The sequence below is a fragment of the Bdellovibrio sp. BCCA genome (assembly GCF_037996825.1).
Classification (GTDB): Bacteria; Bdellovibrionota; Bdellovibrionia; order Bdellovibrionales; family Bdellovibrionaceae; genus Bdellovibrio.
On record NZ_JBBNAC010000001.1, the window covers coordinates 3,040,022 to 3,057,769 of the forward strand.

Annotated in this window: 13 protein-coding genes; 7 read left to right on the plus strand and 6 right to left on the minus strand. The window is 44.7% G+C overall.

Going from position 1 to position 17,748, the window contains the following annotated elements; translation table 11 throughout:
- The first annotated feature begins 95 nt into the window (after positions 1-95).
- Positions 96-1,853, plus strand: coding sequence for an NHL repeat-containing protein (locus AAAA78_RS14710; protein WP_340592802.1), 1,758 nt, complete (start codon positions 96-98; stop codon positions 1,851-1,853).
- Here the strand turns inward: AAAA78_RS14710 and AAAA78_RS14715 are convergent, their stop codons facing one another.
- The 4 genes from AAAA78_RS14715 to AAAA78_RS14730 form a co-directional block, all read right to left on the minus strand.
- On the minus strand, positions 1,854-3,062 hold the full coding sequence (locus tag AAAA78_RS14715; RefSeq protein WP_340592803.1) for an ABC transporter permease: 1,209 nt from the start codon (positions 3,060-3,062) through the stop codon (positions 1,854-1,856). It abuts the gene before it with no gap.
- Positions 3,062-3,742, minus strand: a complete 681-nt coding sequence (locus AAAA78_RS14720) for an ABC transporter ATP-binding protein (protein WP_340592805.1) — start codon at positions 3,740-3,742, stop codon at positions 3,062-3,064. The genes AAAA78_RS14715 and AAAA78_RS14720 overlap by 1 nt, the downstream gene beginning before the upstream one ends.
- 110 nt (positions 3,743-3,852) lie before the next feature.
- Positions 3,853-4,599 carry a hypothetical protein gene (locus AAAA78_RS14725; protein ID WP_340592806.1) on the minus strand — a complete coding sequence of 249 codons (747 nt, stop codon included), beginning with the start codon at positions 4,597-4,599 and terminating at the stop codon, positions 3,853-3,855.
- 6 nt (positions 4,600-4,605) lie between these two features.
- Entirely contained in the window at positions 4,606-5,121 is a 516-nt protein-coding gene (locus AAAA78_RS14730) for a hypothetical protein (protein WP_340592807.1), read from the minus strand.
- Between the two features lie 247 nt (positions 5,122-5,368).
- Here AAAA78_RS14730 and AAAA78_RS14735 point away from each other — a divergent pair, with 247 nt between their 5' ends.
- The 6 genes from AAAA78_RS14735 (at position 5,369) to AAAA78_RS14760 (ending at position 13,991) form a co-directional block, all read left to right on the plus strand.
- On the plus strand, positions 5,369-5,908 hold the full coding sequence (locus AAAA78_RS14735; RefSeq protein ID WP_340592808.1) for a hypothetical protein: 540 nt from the start codon (positions 5,369-5,371) through the stop codon (positions 5,906-5,908).
- Between the two features lie 236 nt (positions 5,909-6,144).
- A complete protein-coding gene (locus tag AAAA78_RS14740; RefSeq protein ID WP_340592809.1) occupies positions 6,145-8,184 on the plus strand; it encodes a M3 family metallopeptidase in 2,040 nt (679 codons plus the stop codon).
- Between the two features lie 8 nt (positions 8,185-8,192).
- A complete protein-coding gene (locus AAAA78_RS14745; RefSeq protein ID WP_340592810.1) occupies positions 8,193-9,077 on the plus strand; it encodes an NAD(+)/NADH kinase in 885 nt (294 codons plus the stop codon).
- Positions 9,078-9,126: 49 nt separating this feature from the next.
- Positions 9,127-10,824: a DNA repair protein RecN gene (gene recN / locus AAAA78_RS14750; RefSeq protein WP_340592811.1), complete on the plus strand. Its 1,698-nt coding sequence runs from the start codon at positions 9,127-9,129 to the stop codon at positions 10,822-10,824.
- Between the two features lie 77 nt (positions 10,825-10,901).
- Positions 10,902-11,840, plus strand: coding sequence for an NmrA family NAD(P)-binding protein (locus AAAA78_RS14755; RefSeq protein WP_340592812.1), 939 nt, complete (start codon positions 10,902-10,904; stop codon positions 11,838-11,840).
- A 108-nt stretch (positions 11,841-11,948) separates the two neighbouring features.
- The gene (locus AAAA78_RS14760; protein WP_340592813.1) at positions 11,949-13,991 is read left to right on the plus strand and encodes a S9 family peptidase; all 2,043 of its coding nucleotides are present in this window, start codon (positions 11,949-11,951) and stop codon (positions 13,989-13,991) included.
- 62 nt (positions 13,992-14,053) lie between these two features.
- On the opposite strand, the gene AAAA78_RS14765 is transcribed toward AAAA78_RS14760, so the two are convergent.
- Both AAAA78_RS14765 and acnA read right to left on the minus strand, forming a co-directional pair.
- Positions 14,054-14,854: a L,D-transpeptidase gene (locus AAAA78_RS14765; protein ID WP_340592815.1), complete on the minus strand. Its 801-nt coding sequence runs from the start codon at positions 14,852-14,854 to the stop codon at positions 14,054-14,056.
- Between the two features lie 203 nt (positions 14,855-15,057).
- A complete protein-coding gene (gene acnA, locus AAAA78_RS14770; protein ID WP_340592816.1) occupies positions 15,058-17,742 on the minus strand; it encodes an aconitate hydratase AcnA in 2,685 nt (894 codons plus the stop codon).
- Between the last annotated feature and the right edge of the window lie 6 nt (positions 17,743-17,748).

Here is a 17,748-nt window from a genome sequence, read left to right on the forward strand (position 1 = left end):
ATAAAAATAGAGGGACCTCATAATAAGGCTCTCAACTCTCTAGGGGTTCTCGCAATTTCCCGAAAAATTGTAAGAACCCGAACTAGAGAGTATGAATGACTAACGGAACGTCGCTGAATTTCCTCACAATGATTATCCTTTCCTTCGCTTTATCTGCCTGCTCCATCAACGCAGAAATGTTCGGAGGATCTAAAAATCTCAACTCTGAATCGCCCGGTAAGACCACTCTCAAAGGCCAATTCCCTTTAGGCGATCCTGCCTTTACAGGTGAATTTAAAAACTACATCACAGCGGGCCCTGCGGGTCGCTTCGTCTTTGTTTCTTTTAGCGATGAAATTTACGTCACGACAGATGCCGGAGTTCTTCTCAAAAGATTCACTCCTACGGGTGTATCACAAATTACCGGACTCACAGTTGATAGCAACAGCATCATCTATATTACCGGCTCCTATGATCCGAATCCCAACGACACACGCTTTGTTAGAAAATTCGATATGAATGGTAATTTTCTTGGCGAAGTGATCACGTACACAGACGAAGGCGGCGGAGCCGTGGCATTCCCTGAAAATCCTTATGTTGCGGCTGATGGCTCTATCTATATTTCCGCATTCAGCCAGATTCGTAAATACAATGCTGCCGGAGTGCTACAAACGACGTATGGTTCTATTCAAGGATCTAATGACGGAGAAATCAATGGCACACATTCCTTTTTTGTAGAAACGGATGGAACCGTTTATGTCGTAGACGTATGGACAAACCGTCTGCAAAAGTTTAACGCGAATGGCTCTTTTAATTCCAAATTCACTTGGCCCAGGAATATTGCCAATGGAATCGTCACTGGTCTCATGCGTGAAGCTGACGGAAGTTTTGTATTGACGGAGCGGATGGGTACTGAGGGACGGTTCACCGCCTTTGACGGAAGTGGCACTCCGAAATGGTCACGCGACGGAACAGAACGAGGATCAGCCCCGTACGATAGCAATACTATGTCCGTCACCAGGTACAACGGCTTTTACTATCTTGCATATCGCGACAGTTTAGTTCTTTACAACGCCGCCGACGGAGCTTTTCATAAAGAGTATAAAAAGCTGATTTCAAATCCTTTCAGTGTCACGCGGTCTCAGGATGGTTTTTTCTTTGTAAGTTCCGGCAATGGCATTCATAAGTTCAATGCCAAAGGTGAATGGCAAACGACATTTGGAAATACGTCAGGTTCCTACTACACAGCGATTGCTATTTCTAGCGACAACACCATCTACGTGACTGACTTCATGAACGGCGGCAAAGTTTTTAAATTTGATTTCAATGGAAATGCTCAGGGCTTTCTGGCTGTACCCTCGGCCACCACACCTTATGGTCTTTCCATTGATAAAGACGACACTCTTTTTATCGCCGACGCAGGCGGAGGAGGATTGATCAAACTTCCTCTTTCAACGGGAGTTCCCACTTCATTTGCGGCAGGACAATACACCATTCCTATTGGGGTTTCCTGTCAACCTGACGGAAGTATTTTAATCATGGATTTTAACGGCGCAACTTCGATTGGAAAACGTCTCAATGCAAGTGGCACCGTGATTGACACCTTTGGTGATGCAGGACCTGGAACTATTAGCGGAACGGCATTGGGAGTCACTGCCGACCCAAATACAGGGCGCATTTATGTTGCCAACGCCACAGGAAATAAAATCTTAGTTTATGAAAGTAACGGCGACTACATTTCTGAATTCACAAATGTAGACTTCCGCCAGCCCTTCGGAATCTACGCTGACAGCAACGGCGACATCTTCGTCGCCGATCAGTTTAATAACAATGTAAAGAAATTTAAATCCGATGGAACAATGTCGCTCGAATAACTAAGTCGAGCGCAGAAGTTCCGGAATAGATTTTTTCAAAAGTTTGATTGTTGGATACAAACTCGCTAGCACCGTCGCGATCATAGGTAACAACAAGGCTTGAGTGTAGTGGCTTGGCATAATATCCAAGAACACGACAAACTGCCGCGTGATTCCCGGAGCTGGTGGCATCGGAATACCTTTCACCAGCAAGGTTTTATCGATCAAAACCGCAAGACAAATTCCCAAGAAGCCACCCAAAATTCCCAAAAGACTGTTTTCAACCAAAAGAATTCTAAAAAGACGGCTGCGTTTTTCACCGTTAGCTCGCAAAGCCCCCATCTCTCCCGCTCTTTCAAGAAGTCCCACAGAGATCACATTAAAGATTCCCATCGCAACGATCACGAGGATGATAGAACGAATGAAAGTGAATTGCGCATGCAGAAAATCCACTGAGTTTTGATAATAGTTTTTATCAAGAATTTCAAAACGAATCGGATCTAGCTGAGGATTGGCCGTGCGAATTTCCTTTTCGGCTTTCTCCCAAACTCCAACGCCTTTTGTTGCTAAAGAGAACATCTCAATACGGTTTGTATCTAAGAGTTGTTGCGCCTGTTTTAAATCCACACGATAGAAAGAGTCATCAATCACTTTCTTTCCGGTAAAGAAAATCCCGGCCACAGTGAGATCCGCTCCGTTCAATTGCCCCTTCACTGTTTGTGTTAGCAACGTCACGGTGTCGCCAACCTTCGCATCAATACTTTCTGCCAAACCTTTACCTAAAATAATCTGATCAGGATGTTGCAGATCGGTTCCCGCGATAAAGTTCATTGAAGTAAAGAACGTGTTTTCACGCTCAGGGATCACACCCTCCCCTTTACCACCCAGAGTGATGCCACCTTTAACGATGAAAGAATAAAAGCTCACGCGCGGGAAAACTTGCACGACTTCGGAAGAAGAACGTATTTGTTCTTCCACGGTTTCAGGATTTTCAAACCAAAGTTTCCAAGGTTGCTCGTGCACCTTACCGTAGTAATTCGGTGGAAACACTTGGCCGTGTCCATAATAACCGTGAATCACACCTTCACGATATTGATTCATAACTCCGGTATTAAATCCCTGATAAATCAAAAGACCAGCAGCTCCTAAAGCCACCGTGCAAAGACTTGCGAGCGTTCTGCGAGGATTTCTAAAAAGATTGCGCCACGCGATTTTGATAAGTTCCAACATTACGCTCTCCCCTCGATTTGTCCGTCTTTCATGCGATAAACGGATTTTGCAAAACTGACCAGATGAGAATCGTGGGTCGAAAAAATAAAGCTGGTGTTTTCAGCTTTCTGCAATTCTTTAAAAGCATTAATGGTTTTCTCAGCCGTGACAGAATCCAAATTCGCCGTTGGTTCGTCCGCCAAAACCACTTCGGGTTTTTTTGCAATCGCACGGGCAATTGCTACACGCTGACGTTGACCACCGGATAATTCCAAAGGTTTTTTCTTCGCATGATCTGCAAGACCTAAAAGATCCAAAGTCTCCATCGCCGTTTTTTGCGCGTTTGCGTGCGTGTACCCTAAAGAAGGCAAAAAGTACGACGTATTTTCTAAAACCGTCAAAGTCGGAATCAAATAAAAGGCCTGAAAGATAAATCCGACTTTATGCAAACGAACTTGTTCTTTTTCATTTTCATTTAAGTGAGTGACGTCTTCGCCGGAAAATTCGATATGACCGCTGGAAGGAGTATCAATCAATCCTAAAAGATTTAAAAGAGTTGTCTTTCCAGTTCCGGAAGGACCGACGATGCAAGTGAAGCAGCCTTTTTCTAACTCAAGATCAATGCCTTTAAGAACGGGAACTTGTTGTTTATTCCAAAGATAAGAATATTCAAGCCCCTTCAGACGATACAAAACGCTCATGCTGGTCACTCCTTGAAGCTCAGCCAGGATATCTTAATTTTGGTTTATTTTTGCGCACATTCTCGTCTGAAAGACTTTTGTCCAGGGGCTCAGACGGCCCCATTTGGACACTACATATAGAAGCGAAATCCAATCGAGATGAATCCGCCGGAAAAATCCAAATCTCTTTGGTTACCCGAGGACGTCAGCACGGAATCTCCACTGGTTTTTGCACCAGAAAAAGTTGTGACATCTTTAGAGTATTTCAAATTGTCGATTTTCAATTGTCGATAACCAAACTCAACAACAACAGTTGTTGTGTCCGTCATGATGCCTTCATACCCCAAAGAAGCGGCCAACAAAGTTCCTGATCCTTTGGCTTCCACACTGTGATCGGCCACTCCCGCATACGCGGCTTGCCCGGCTGCTGTCAGAACGTAATCATTTTTCATCGTGACACTGGCAGAGCCCGCCGTCAGAGAAATAAAAGAACGATTGTCGTTGGTTCCGTGTACGTTCACTTCTAAAGTGAGTTTGGGAACGTAACCCAAGATATCACTTTTTGCAGAATACAAATCCGACGTTCCGTTGCTGGCTGTTGACTCCAGCGCTGACGGTTTTAAAATTTCAAATCCAAAACGAAGACTTGCAAAACGACGAGAGTAAAGAAATCCGAACTCTCCGGTGTAATTGTATTTGGAGCCGCCACTGAAACTAATACCGCTGCCGCTTTCACCGTCCACGGCGGAAGTTCCGATTTGGGAACCTCCACCAGAGACCGCGAAATACGCCGCGAATGTTTCTTTGTTGATATCAAAAACGCGCGCCTGAGCACTAGAAGAAATTAAAATCAGGAGCGGAAGCAAAAAGCGAAACATCGCCTTTTACTCCGTGATCAAATCAATAACGACTTTGCTCGTCGTTTTTTTGCCAGCCACTTGGTACATGCGCACTTTTGTGTTGGGTTTTAAATCCAAAGTCAGATTCAAAGAACTGTCGACAGGATCTAAGCTCATGGAAGACTTCATCACCGCCATCGAACCTTTGAAGCGAGATGCGATTTGCGTTTGATCAATGTTTGCATTTGGCATTTGTGCGAAATCAATAACCAGGCGCTGTGGATTCTTTTTTAGCTCCGCATAGTAGTATCCCGGCCAACCGCGAACCAATCCGCCGTTCATGTCGCCGACATCAATCACCACACGCTCAATTTTTTTCTTTGTGTCCGCTGTGCGACGAAGATCCATCATTGTGAAACCCGTTCCAGCAAGACCGCCAAAGCTCACACCTTCGCCAGAAAGAATTTTTGCAGCCGCTGTCGGCTTGTTTTTTTGTGCAGGCACCGCTGCGATTGCGGGCACGGCCAAAAGAAAGGCCATCAAACATCCCATGTACTTCATGATCGACTCCCTTCGAATCATACTCTTTAAGGGTAAAGACAAAGGTGCTGACTGCCAACCCCTAAAAACTTCAAAATACGGTTTTCGCTGCCTATCCTTTTGCGGCGCAGGGTGACCAAAAGGGGCACCTCGAATGGAAAAATTGCCCTTGTTCTCGAATATAAGGGCTCCAGGAGAATTCCTCATAAGGCATAGAACTTGGATTCTGTCTCTTTGTTGAATGATTTTTTTATGAAGGAGCCCCCCGATGAAAAGGCTGGTGTTTTTCATTTTTGCGCTTTTCTTGGCAGCCTGCCAAGGGAATGACAATGGTGCGACGACAACCACGGTGACAACACCGCTGGGAATGAGTTGCATCAACGGTCAAGCGTATTGCAATAACACTGGGTACACCCAGTACTACGGTTTCATTCCTTATCCGGGAATGTATAACTACGCTTACGATTACACGAACTACTTCAATCAATATGGTTTCTGTAATTGTCCCGCGGGTTATCAACCGATTTACAATGCGACTATGGGACTTGGTTGCGTGAACACGCAACTTCTTCAGCCTTACCAAGGCTGGTTCTTCACGTGGCAATATGGCTGGGGCTACACAACTGCCGCTCCACAAACCACGATCAATTATCCTCAATATTCAAACATTCCAGGTGGCACTAACGGACAATGCTCGAGAACCCTCACTCAGAGCTGTTTGTTGGATCAGGGAAATACGTGCGGCGCAGGGGCGACGTGCCGTCCTGTCTTTTCCGGATCAAATCTTGGAGTTTGCGTAAATTACTAAAAGAGCGAGAGCGGCTCTCCTCGACCGTCTTTTGACGGAATAATACGCCGCAATATCACGGGCCCTTGGACGGATAAAACCACCAAGGGCCCTTTCCTTTTAGGTACCTGCTTCCCTTTGTGTCGATTCGGAAGCGACGCGCCCCGAATCGACACAAAGGGAAGCAGGTACCTTTTGATTTTCCGGCGGGTTCATGAAAGAAAAGAAGAGTTGTTTAACTCTCTTGGAGGTCCCTCATGAATACGACAAATCCTCTCTTAAAACCCTTCACAAACAAAGACCAGGCGACACCCTTTGATTTGATCAAAGTGGAGCATTACGTTCCTGCTCTTGATGAAGCCATTAAGCTTGCCAAAGAAAACGTGGCAAAAATCAAAAGCAATACGGCAGCCCCTGATTTTGAAAACACGATCGCGGCTTTAGAAGCGGCTTCCGAGCTTCCAGAAAGAATCGCCGGTATCTACGGCAATCTGGAAGTGGCCAATGCGGATGAGTCTTTGCAAGCTTTGGCGAAAGAAATTTATCCAAAGCTCACGGCTTTTGCTTCTGACGTTTCTTTGGATGATGAGATCTTTAAACGCGTGAAAGCTGTTTACGATAAGCGTACTTCTTTGAACTTAAACAAAGAGCAAACTCGCTTGCTTGAAAAAACTTATTTATCTTTCACTCGCAACGGTGCGCTTTTGAATGAAAAAGACAAAGAGACTCTTCGTCACATCGACCAAGAGCTTTCTGTTCTTGGACCGAAGTTCTCTGAAAATGTTTTGAAAGCGACAAATGCTTTTGAAATGTTCTTGGATAAAAAAGAAGACGTCGAAGGTCTTCCAGAAAGCATCCTTGAAGGAGCGGCGGCGATGGCCGAAGCCAAAGGCCAAAAAGGCAAATGGCTCTTCACTCTTTCCATCCCAAGCTACCTGCCCTTCATGACTTATGCGAAAAGCCGTCCACTTCGCGAAAAAATGTGGAGAGCTTACGCTTCCCGTGCTTACAAAGGCGACTTTGACAACCAAGACACGGTTTTAAAGATCGTACAGCTTCGCGACAAACGCGCTAAACTTTTGGGTTTCAAAACTCATGCTGATTTTGTTTTGGCAGAGCGTATGGCGAAAAATCCTGAAACAGTGACAGAGTTTTTGACAAAACTTTTGAAGGCTTCCAAAGACGCGGGAAAAAGAGATTTGGCAGAAGTCACTGAATTCGCAAAAAAATTAGATGGCGTGACTGATATCAAGCCTTGGGACTTCGGTTACTACTCTGAAAAACTCAAAGAAGAAAAATATTCTTTCAATGAAGAAGATCTTCGTCCGTACTTCCAACTTGAAAAAGTTGTGGATGGTGTTTTTGCTCACGCGAAAAAACTTTACGGTTTGACGTTCAAAGAAAACAAAGAGATCCCGGTCTACCATCCAGAAGTAAAAGCGTATGAAATTTACGAAGAAGCTTCTGGCAAATACATGGGTCTTTTCTACACAGACTTCTTCCCTCGCGAGACGAAAAAAGGCGGCGCATGGATGACTCAATTCCGTGGCCAGGGCCTGATCAACGGCGATATGAAGCGTCCCCACGTGAGCATCGTATGTAACTTTACGAAGCCGACTCCAACGAAGCCTTCGCTTTTGACTTACGACGAAGTTCGCACTTTGTTCCATGAATTCGGCCACGCTTTGCACGGCATGCTTTCTGAGTGCACGTATCCGTCTTTGAGCGGTACGAATGTTTATTGGGATTTCGTAGAGCTTCCATCACAAATCATGGAAAACTGGGTGGGAGAAAAAGAAGGTTTGGATCTTTTTGCCCGTCACTATGAAACAAACGAAGCAATGCCTGCGGATTTGATTGCGAAGCTTAAAGCTTCACAAAAATTCCAAGCGGGTTACATGTCTTGCCGTCAGCTTCAATTCGGTATGATGGATATGGCATGGCACTCCACAGATCCTTCGACAATCAAAGACGTGGATGCGTTTGAGGAAAAGGCCACGGCCGAAACTCGTCTCTTCCCTAAGGTGGAAGGCGCAAATAACTCTTGCAGCTTCAGCCACATCTTTGCAGGTGGTTACTCTGCAGGTTATTACTCTTACAAATGGGCGGAAGTTTTGGATGCTGATGCCTTTGAATACTTCAAAGAAAAAGGTCTCTTCAATCACGAAGTGGCTCAGAAGTTCAAAGACAATATCCTGAGCCGCGGCGGAACTGAGCACCCGATGGATCTTTACAAAAAGTTCCGTGGTCGTGAGCCAGATCCAAATGCACTTTTGAGACGTGACGGACTTATTTAATGGGCAAAATGGCAAAAGATAAACTAGTTCTCGAAGAAGGCAGCAGCATTGCTTTAGTTTATCGCTTAGAAACAGCTCAGGCTGTGACGATGGCTAAGAAAGTTGCTGACTACTTGAAGGATCACGGTTTTGCAGTCTATACGGCTCCAGAACAAAAAGTGATCCCTGGTACGAAGGCCGCTAAAACGAAAAAGCAAATGGACGAGATCAAACTTGTGATCGTCCTTGGCGGTGATGGAACTTACTTGCGCGGCGTTCGTTTGCTTGAGGGCCGCAGTGTTCCTTTGCTCGGTTTTAATATGGGCTTCTTGGGATTCTTGACAGCCCATAATGCCGAATCTGTTTTTGATATTCTTGAAAAAACTTTGGCCGGAAAAATGGTTCTTCGTCCGCGCTCCATGCTTTTCGCAAAAATTTTGCGTAAAGGAAAAGTCCGGGGCGAGTATCACGCTCTGAATGACTTTGTGATCGAAAGAGGCTCAATGAGCCAATTGATCAACACAGCGATTTATTCAGAAAAGTTTTTAGTGAGTGAAGTTAAAGCCGACGGTTTTATCGTGGCAAGTCCTTCGGGATCAACAGCGTACAACCTGGCTGCGGGGGGACCGATTCTTCACCCTGAGTCTCCGGTGTTTGTCGTAACACCTGTGGCGCCGCACAGTTTGACGTCTCGTCCTTTGATCTTCCCTGATGACCGCGAACTTTCGTTTAAGCTTGATGGAAAAACGCAAAAAGCGCATTTCATCATGGATGGACAAAAGGTTACAGAACTTACAGCAGATGACGAAGTGATTTTGACGCGTTCTTGCTACGATCATTGGATGGTGCGCGAGGCAAATCACAATTACTTCCATCTTCTTCGTGAGAAACTTAAATTTGGGGATCGAAATTAATTTTGCGCTGCATTTCAAAAAGGTACGGCGTACCTTCTGAGGGGTTACTATGTTGCTTGAGCTTAAGGTTTCGAATTTTGCGATTATCGAAAACTTGCACATCACTTTCAAAGATGGTTTGAACATCTTGAGTGGTGAAACTGGTGCGGGAAAATCCGTTTTACTAAAAAGCTTGTCACTTTTAATGGGCGGTAAAGGTTCTAGCGATACGATTCGTACAGGCGCTTCTCAAGCGACGATTGAAGGTTCGTTTGATATCAGCCGCCGTCCTGACATTATGGAAAATCTTAAGGACATGGGCATTGAAGTGGATGAAGACACTTTGATCGTTCGTCGCGTTTTAAGTGCTGGAGACAAATCGAAAGTTTATCTTAACGGCAGCTTAAGCACCTTGAATAGCTTACGCGACATCGTGGCTCCTTTAGTAGAGTTAGCCGGTCACTCTGCACCGCTCATTGAAATGACGGGACAGCATGAAAACCGCAACTTGATGTCTAAAGCTTATCACTTGGATCTTTTGGATCAGTATTCAGGAACTTGGGATAAGCGTTTGTTGTTCACGGAAAAATACACGCGCTATTACGGTATCTTTGAAGAAATCAAAAAACTTGAAAGCGATGCCAAACAAAAAGCGCAGCGTTTGGATTTCTTGATTTATCAACGTGACGAGATTGCGAACTTGGATCTTTCTCCGGGGGAAGACCAAGAACTTGAAGTTGAAGTGAAGAAACTTAAAAACTCTTCGCGCATTGGTTCTTTCGTGGACCAAGCCGAGGCCGCTCTTTACACAGATGACGATTCCGCGATCAGCCGTTTGAACGCTGTTCTTAAAAAAGGTCTTGAGCTTTCCGGTGTTGATCCGCAAATCGCAGCAAAACTTGATAACTTAGAACAAGCCAAAGCTTTGATTGATGAAAGTGTTTACGAACTTCGTCAGTACGCTTCGAAAATTGATTCAGATCCGCAACGTCTTGAAGAAGCCGAAGGACGCCTAAGCGATCTTCGTAAGCTGCAAAAGAAATACGGCACAAGCGTTGATGATATTTTGAAGGCTTTGATGGAGATGGAAATTGAAATCTCCAATTTGCAAAATTCAGAAACGAAGATCGAATCTTTGAAAAAAGAAGCAGCGGTTATCTTAAAAGAACTTGAAGCTTTGGGTGCAGATCTTCACAAACGCCGCATGAAAGGCGCTGACCTTCTAGCAGACAGCGTGAATGCAGAGCTTGCTGAACTGAACATGAAAGGTGTTACTTTCCACGTGAACGTTGAGAAAATGACAGAGCTTTCTTCAACAGGCATTAGTGACGTTGAGTTCTTAAGCCAGACTTCTGCTAAAGACGTAAAACGTCCTTTGGCTAAGTTTGCTTCCGGTGGAGAGTTAAGCCGTATCTTGTTGTCATTAAAACGTGTTGTCGGTTCTACAAATCAACCTCGCACGTATCTTTTTGACGAAGTCGATACAGGAGTTTCTGGTGAAACGGCTGAAAAAGTCGGAAGAAAATTAAAGACCATTGCTAAAGGACAACAAGTGGTTTGCGTCACGCATCTCCCACAAGTCGCGGCTTTTGGTGACATTCACTTCTTTATTCAGAAATCTCCGCAAAAAGATTCTGTGTCGATGCTTGTGTCAGAACTCAAAACCAAAGATCGCGTGCAAGAGATTGCGCGTTTAATCAGCGGTGAGAAGATTTCTAAAACATCAGTTGCTCACGCAGAACAACTTTTGGCAGACGCCAAGGCGTAATCTTAAATTAATAAGTTGTAAGTACATGACCTCCTTGCTTCAGTCCTACCATGGGAAGATCACAAGGAGGTTTTTTTATGATTCTCGTTATGGGGGCTACTGGCCATGTTGGCTCTAAAATCGTCAGTCACCTTTTAGCCAACGGACAAAAAGTTCGAGTCAACGCCAGACACTTTCCCAACAAAGAAGCCTTCCGAGGAGCCGAGTTTGTTGAGGGTGACGCCAACAGCGTGGCTGTTTTATCAGATGCCATGCGAGGCTGTTCCGCGGTTTTTACAATGATTCCACCCAATGTCAGCGCTCCCGAAGCGCGCTACTTCCAAAACAAATTCGGCGAAGTTATTGCCGAGGCCATTGAGGAAGCTGGAGTTAAGAAAATCGTGAACCTCAGCAGCGTGGGCGCTGACCTTGAAAGCGGCACCGGACCCGTCTTAGGACTTCACGATCAAGAACAACGCTTGGATGAAGTTACAAAGGCCGATATCGTGCATTTACGTCCCGCGTACTTTATGGAAAATCTTCTTACCGGAATCCCCACGATTCTTTCTACGAATCGTTTTTACGGCACCATTCCCGGAGACATTCCTCTTCCTATGGTGGCAACAAGAGACATTGCTGCGCGGGCGGCGTTCTTATTGATGAACCCGGATTTTAAAACTCGCAATATTGAGTACCTTTTAGGGGAGCGCGATTTGACGTTTGATGAAGTTATTCGCGTTCTGGGACAGACCATCAGAAAACCTGAATTGGAATACGTCGAAGTTCCTCCGGCCGAAATGAGAAATTATTTTATCGGTGCGGGACTTTCGGAAGATTGGGCGGATGCTTATAATGAAATGTCCGAAGCCTTTACAAATGGAACCATCGCGGGAACTTTACAAAGAGATAAAATCAACACCACGGCAACTTCGATTGAAGAGTTCGCAAGAACAACGTTCTTGGAAGAATTCAATAAAGCCACCTCCCAACAAGATAAAACAGCCCGTCCCTCTTCATCGCGCGAAGCCCGTCCTTAACTCGACCTAAGTCGCGGTCCCTCTTTAGTGTCAGGGACCGCGATTCGTGTTAGCCTTTCTCCCATGAAAAGATTTATTTATGCTTTTTTATTTTTGGGAGTTTCTTGCATGCATAAGTTTCCACACGAGTATCCAAAGCCGCAAAAGAAAACAGTCACACTTAACAAACACGAAGACCTGCGCAAAGACGATTACTTCTGGTTGCGCGAAAGAGAAAATCCTCAAGTTATTGATTATCTAAACAAAGAAAATGCTTACACGGCCGAAGTGATGAAACCGGTTCAGTCTTTAGAAGAAAAACTTTTCCAAGAACTCAAATCTCGCGTAAAGGAAGATGAATCCTCGGCTCCCGTTAAAGACGGTGATTATTACTATCAAGGTCGCTATGAAATCGGACAACAATATCCCCTCTTCACCCGTCGAAAAGGTTCTTTGCAAGGAACCGAAGAGATTCTGATCAATGTTCCTGAACTTGCGAAAGGTCACAGCTTTTACCAGTCCACGGGTCCTGTGGTAAGTCCAAATCAACAGCTGATGGCTTTCTCTGTCGATACGGTCGGTCGCCGTTTCTTTACGATATATTTTAAAGATTTAAAAACCGGCAAGATGCTTCCGAATAAAATTGAAAATGTTCGTCCGAATGTTGTGTGGGCCAATGACAGTGAAACTATTTTTTATTCTGAACAGCATCCAGAAACTTTGCGCTCAGAAAAGATTTATCGTTACAGCTTAAAAACGCACAAGAAAGATCTGGTCTATTATGAAAAGGACGACACGTTCTCCACTTATGTTTATAAATCTCTTTCAGAAAAATACATCTATATCGGTACGCAAAGCACACTGACGACCGAAGTGATGTATCTGGATGCCAACAAACCTTATGATACATTTAAGGTGTTTGCTCCCCGAGAAAGAGAACACGAGTATTCTGTGACGGACGGTGGCGACAAGTTCTATATCATTTCCAATAAAAATGCGAAGAACTACAAGTTGATGACAGCAGAAATCGGTCACACCCAAGTTAAGGACTGGAAAGAGCTGATTTCTCACCGCCCAGACACTTATTTGCAAGATGTCACAGTCTTTAAGAACTATCTCGTTCTTGAAGAAAGGAAAAACGGACTGACACAAATTCAGATCACAGATCGCCAAGGACAACATTCTTATTATATTCCGTTTGCTGATGAAAGTTATTTAGCTTCCATTGGCGACAACCGTGAGTACGATACAGAGTGGGTGCGCTTTGATTATGAATCTATGCGCCGACCACCTTCGGTTTACGATATCAATATGAAGACACATCAGCAGGAGCTTAAGAAAACCCACGAAGTTCCGAACTATGACGCCAACTTGTATCGCACTGAAAGAGTTTTCTTTACCGTTCGCGATGGCACGCAAGTTCCGGTGTCTTTAATTATGAAGAAAGATAAAAAGCTCGATGGAACGGCACCGATGTTGATTTATGGTTACGGTTCCTACGGTGCAAATATGGACCCTTGGTTTAGCAGTGACGTCTTCAGTTTGGTGGATCGTGGATTTATTTATGCAAAAGCGCACATTCGCGGGGGCTCGGAAATGGGTCGCGACTGGTATGACAACGGTCGCACTTTGAAAAAGAAAAATACGTTCTATGATTTCATCGACTGCACAGATGCTCTGGTGAAAGCGAAATACGCCGATCCCAAACGCGTTTACGCTATGGGTGGAAGTGCTGGCGGTCTTTTGATGGGTGCGATCATGAATATGCGTCCTGATCTTTACCACGGCATTGTGGCGCAAGTTCCGTTTGTTGATGTTATCACAACGATGCTTGATGAAAGTATTCCTCTCACGACTTCCGAATATGACGAATGGGGAAATCCGAACGACAAAACAGCTTATGACTATATCAAGTCTTACTCCCCTTACGACAACGTGAAGCCGCAAGCTTATCCGAATACTTTAGTGACGACAGGCTTGCATGATTCTCAAGTTCAATACTGGGAACCGGCGAAATGGGTTTCTAAGCTGCGTGAGAACAACAAAGGTGACTCTGTGATTTTATTAAAAACAGATATGGAATCAGGTCACGGCGGAGCTTCGGGAAGATTTGATCAGCTTAAAGATACAGCCACGGAATATGCGTTTATTTTGATGGTTAATGGCCAGTAGAATAAAAAAGGGTCGCAAGTCTAAGAACCTGCGACCCTAAAACTAATTTCGTCTTTTTTCCGCTATTCTTTTACGTCTTCAACAATAATCAAAGCGCTGAATGTATTAAACTTCACAGTTTCACCTGTGCGTGCGCTTGTCCAGAATTGTTGGTTCGCGTACTTCACTCGACCTTGTTCATCCAAAACTGGAGTTCCATCGATATTCACCATTGGAACTGTTGCGCCTTCTGTCGCTTGAACACGTTCAAACATCGCAGCCGCTGTTTCCTTATCTTGACGGATGCAACCGCCAGAAGCGCGGCTTCCCAAGTATTCTTTATACTTTGGATACACTTCGTGAAGAGCTAAGCCATTGTCGAGATCAAAGAAGATCGCAAATGGCATATCAGAATCCCACGAGCTTGATTTGTGATCTTTAGAAAGATACTTCGGCGTGTAGAATCCCGTTGGTGTTTGTGACCAATAAGATTTTGGAGGTGCTCCCGTACAAACTTTGTTTTTACGGCGCAGTTCTAAGTTCTCACGACCTGTAGAAACTTTCGTTTGATGAATCAAGAGACCGCTTTCATAAACGCGCATCGTTTGCGCCGTAGCTCCACGAGAAGCTTTGTTCACCACGATCACGTAGCGAAAGTCTTTCATCCAAGGTTTATCCGTGAAATCTTGTTCAGTGAAACGACCTGTGAAGTGTTCATCCAACTTCGCTGTAGTTTCTTTTTCAAATTGATAGACCTGTTGATATTCAGTCTCGTCATATTTGCAATCATTAAAGGCGTTTTTGACTTTACCCCAAAAAGAGGCAGAGGCTGTTTGGCTCATCACCAAAGTCAACGCCAGGGCACCATACTTCACTACGTTCATAAGAGCTCCCATATCGGTCATTAATATAAATAGACGAAATTCCTTGAGCAATTCTGTTGCCAAGTCCAAGCATGCTATTGGGAAAGCTAAGCGCTTTTTAGTTTAAAGAAATTCTTGAAAGAACCGGGAAGTGGCACTTCTGCTTAGAAGTTCGACAGAGACCAATCCTCCCCGGATGAGAGGAGGATTTGTGATTATTGCTGTTATGTTAACTTGCGTAGGACATAGTGAAGAATGCCGCCGTTTTTGTAGTACTCCAGTTCGACGGCGGTGTCGATGCGCGAGCGCACGACAGCTTCTTCTTTTTGGCCATTGGCTCTTGTGATCACGATTTTTAAATCTTGTTGTGGTTTCATTCCAGCTTCAATACCGGCAATACTGATTGTTTCAGTGCCATCCAAGTTTAAAGTTTTGCGATTGGTTCCCTCGTGGAATTGCAAAGGCAAGACGCCCATGCCGATCAAGTTGGAACGGTGAATACGCTCAAAGCTTTCTGCAATGACCGCTTTGACTCCCAAAAGGCGCGTGCCCTTGGCGGCCCAGTCACGAGACGACCCTGTTCCATATTCTTTACCCGCAACCACGACCAGAGGTGTGTTGGCTTGTTGATACTTCACAGAAGCATCGTAAATGGAAAGCACTTCTCCGGAAGGAATATGCTTCGTCATTCCACCTTCCACACCCTGAAGCATTTCATTCTTGATACGAATGTTCGCAAAAGTTCCGCGCACCATCACGTCATCATTTCCACGGCGAGATCCATACGAATTGAAATCTTTTGGTTCCACACCGTGAGCCATAAGATATTTTCCAGCGGGAGAATCTTTTTTAATACTTCCGGCAGGAGAAATATGGTCCGTCGTGATCGAGTCACCCAGGATGGCCAAAATTCTTCCGTCACGCACGTCATGCAGTTTCTCAGGCGTTTTAGTCATACCCTCAAAGTACGGAGGATTTTTGATGTAAGTGCTCTGCTCCCACGAATAAGTTTGTGAGGAAGTTGTTTGGATTTTTTTCCAATCTTCGGTACCCGCAAAGACATTGCCATAACGAGAATCAAACATTTTTGTTTCAACCGTTTTATTCACCAAGTCTTGGATTTCTTGATTGGTCGGCCAAATATCTTTCAAATACACAGGCTTTCCATGGGTATCATTTCCCAAGGCCTCTTTCGTGATATCAATTTCCATGCTTCCTGCGAGTGCGTGAGCCACCACAAGCATTGGCGAGGCCAGATAATTTGCTTTCACATGAGGATTAATACGACCTTCAAAGTTTCTATTTCCAGAAAGAACTGAAGCGACAACTAAATTTCCTTTTTCAACTGCATTTGCAATCGGCGTAGGAAGTGGTCCTGAGTTTCCGATACAAGTCGTGCAACCGTAGCCGACTAAATTAAAACCTAATTCATCAAGATATTTTTGCATTCCCGATTTTTCTAAATAATCAGTCACGACTTGCGATCCTGGAGCCAAGGAGGTTTTAACCCAAGGTTTCACTTGCAAACCTTTTTCAACGGCTTTCTTTGCCACGAGGCCCGCACCGATCATCACGGAAGGATTCGATGTGTTCGTGCAACTTGTAATCGCTGCGATCACCACGTCACCGTGACCTACAGAATAGCTAGAACCTTCAACAGCAATAGAAGAGTGATCTTTTGCTGTTTTATCTCGGCCGACTTGAAATCCTGCGACCAATTGATTTTTAAAATCCTCTTTGGCGTTGCTCAAAAGCACGCGGTCTTGCGGGCGCTTCGGTCCTGCCAAGGAAGGCTCTACGGTAGAAAGATCTAAATGAAGAGTGTCATTGAAGGCGAAATGCTTTTCATCTTCTTCAGAGCGCCATAGGCCCGTTGTTTTCGCGTAATTTTCAACAAGAGAAACCGTGTCGGCATCTCGGCCCGAAAGACGAAGATACTTAAGCGTTTCTTCATCTACCGGGAAGAATCCGCAAGTCGCGCCATATTCTGGCGCCATGTTAGCGATTGTTGCACGATCCGCTAAAGCCATGGATCCTAAACCGGGTCCGTAGAATTCAACAAACTTACCTACCACGCCTTTTTTACGAAGCATTTGTGTGATCACTAAAACAAGATCTGTCGCAGTTGCGCCTTCTCTTAATTTTCCTTCAAGACGGAAGCCTACAACTTCAGGAATCAACATGCTCAAAGGTTGGCCCAACATCACCGCTTCTGCTTCGATACCACCAACACCCCAACCTAAAACAGAAAGACCGTTGATCATCGTTGTATGACTGTCTGTACCGACAAGAGTATCCGGGAAAGCCATCTCACCTTGATCTGTTTTTGCATGCCACACTGTTTTTCCCAAGTATTCAAGATTGACCTGATGGCAAATGCCTGTACCCGGAGGAACGACTTTGAAATTTTGGAATGCGCTCTGCCCCCATTTAAGGAAGACATAACGCTCGTGATTTCTTTCAAATTCCATCTTCACGTTTTCATCAAATGATTTTGGAGTGGCAAATGAATCGACCATGACGGAGTGGTCGATCACGAGATCCACGGGAACCAGGGGATTGATTTTTTTCGGATCTCCGCCCAATGCTTTCATCGCGTCTCGCATCGCTGCAAGATCGACGACGGCGGGAACACCGGTGAAGTCTTGCATCAATACGCGCGCTGGAAAAAATGAAATTTCGCGGCTTAAGGATTTTTTATCAAGACTTAAAATAGCGTCGATATCTTCTTTCACAACATGAAGACCATCTTCGTGCCGCAAAAGATTTTCTAAAAGAACTTTAAGTGAGATCGGGAGTTTTTTGATATTTGGATGCGAGATTTTCTGTAGGTTAAAGATTGAGTAATTTTTATTTCCTACGTGAAGCTTTTCTTTCGTTCTGAAACTGTCTTTGGATTGAATGTGCATAAGAGG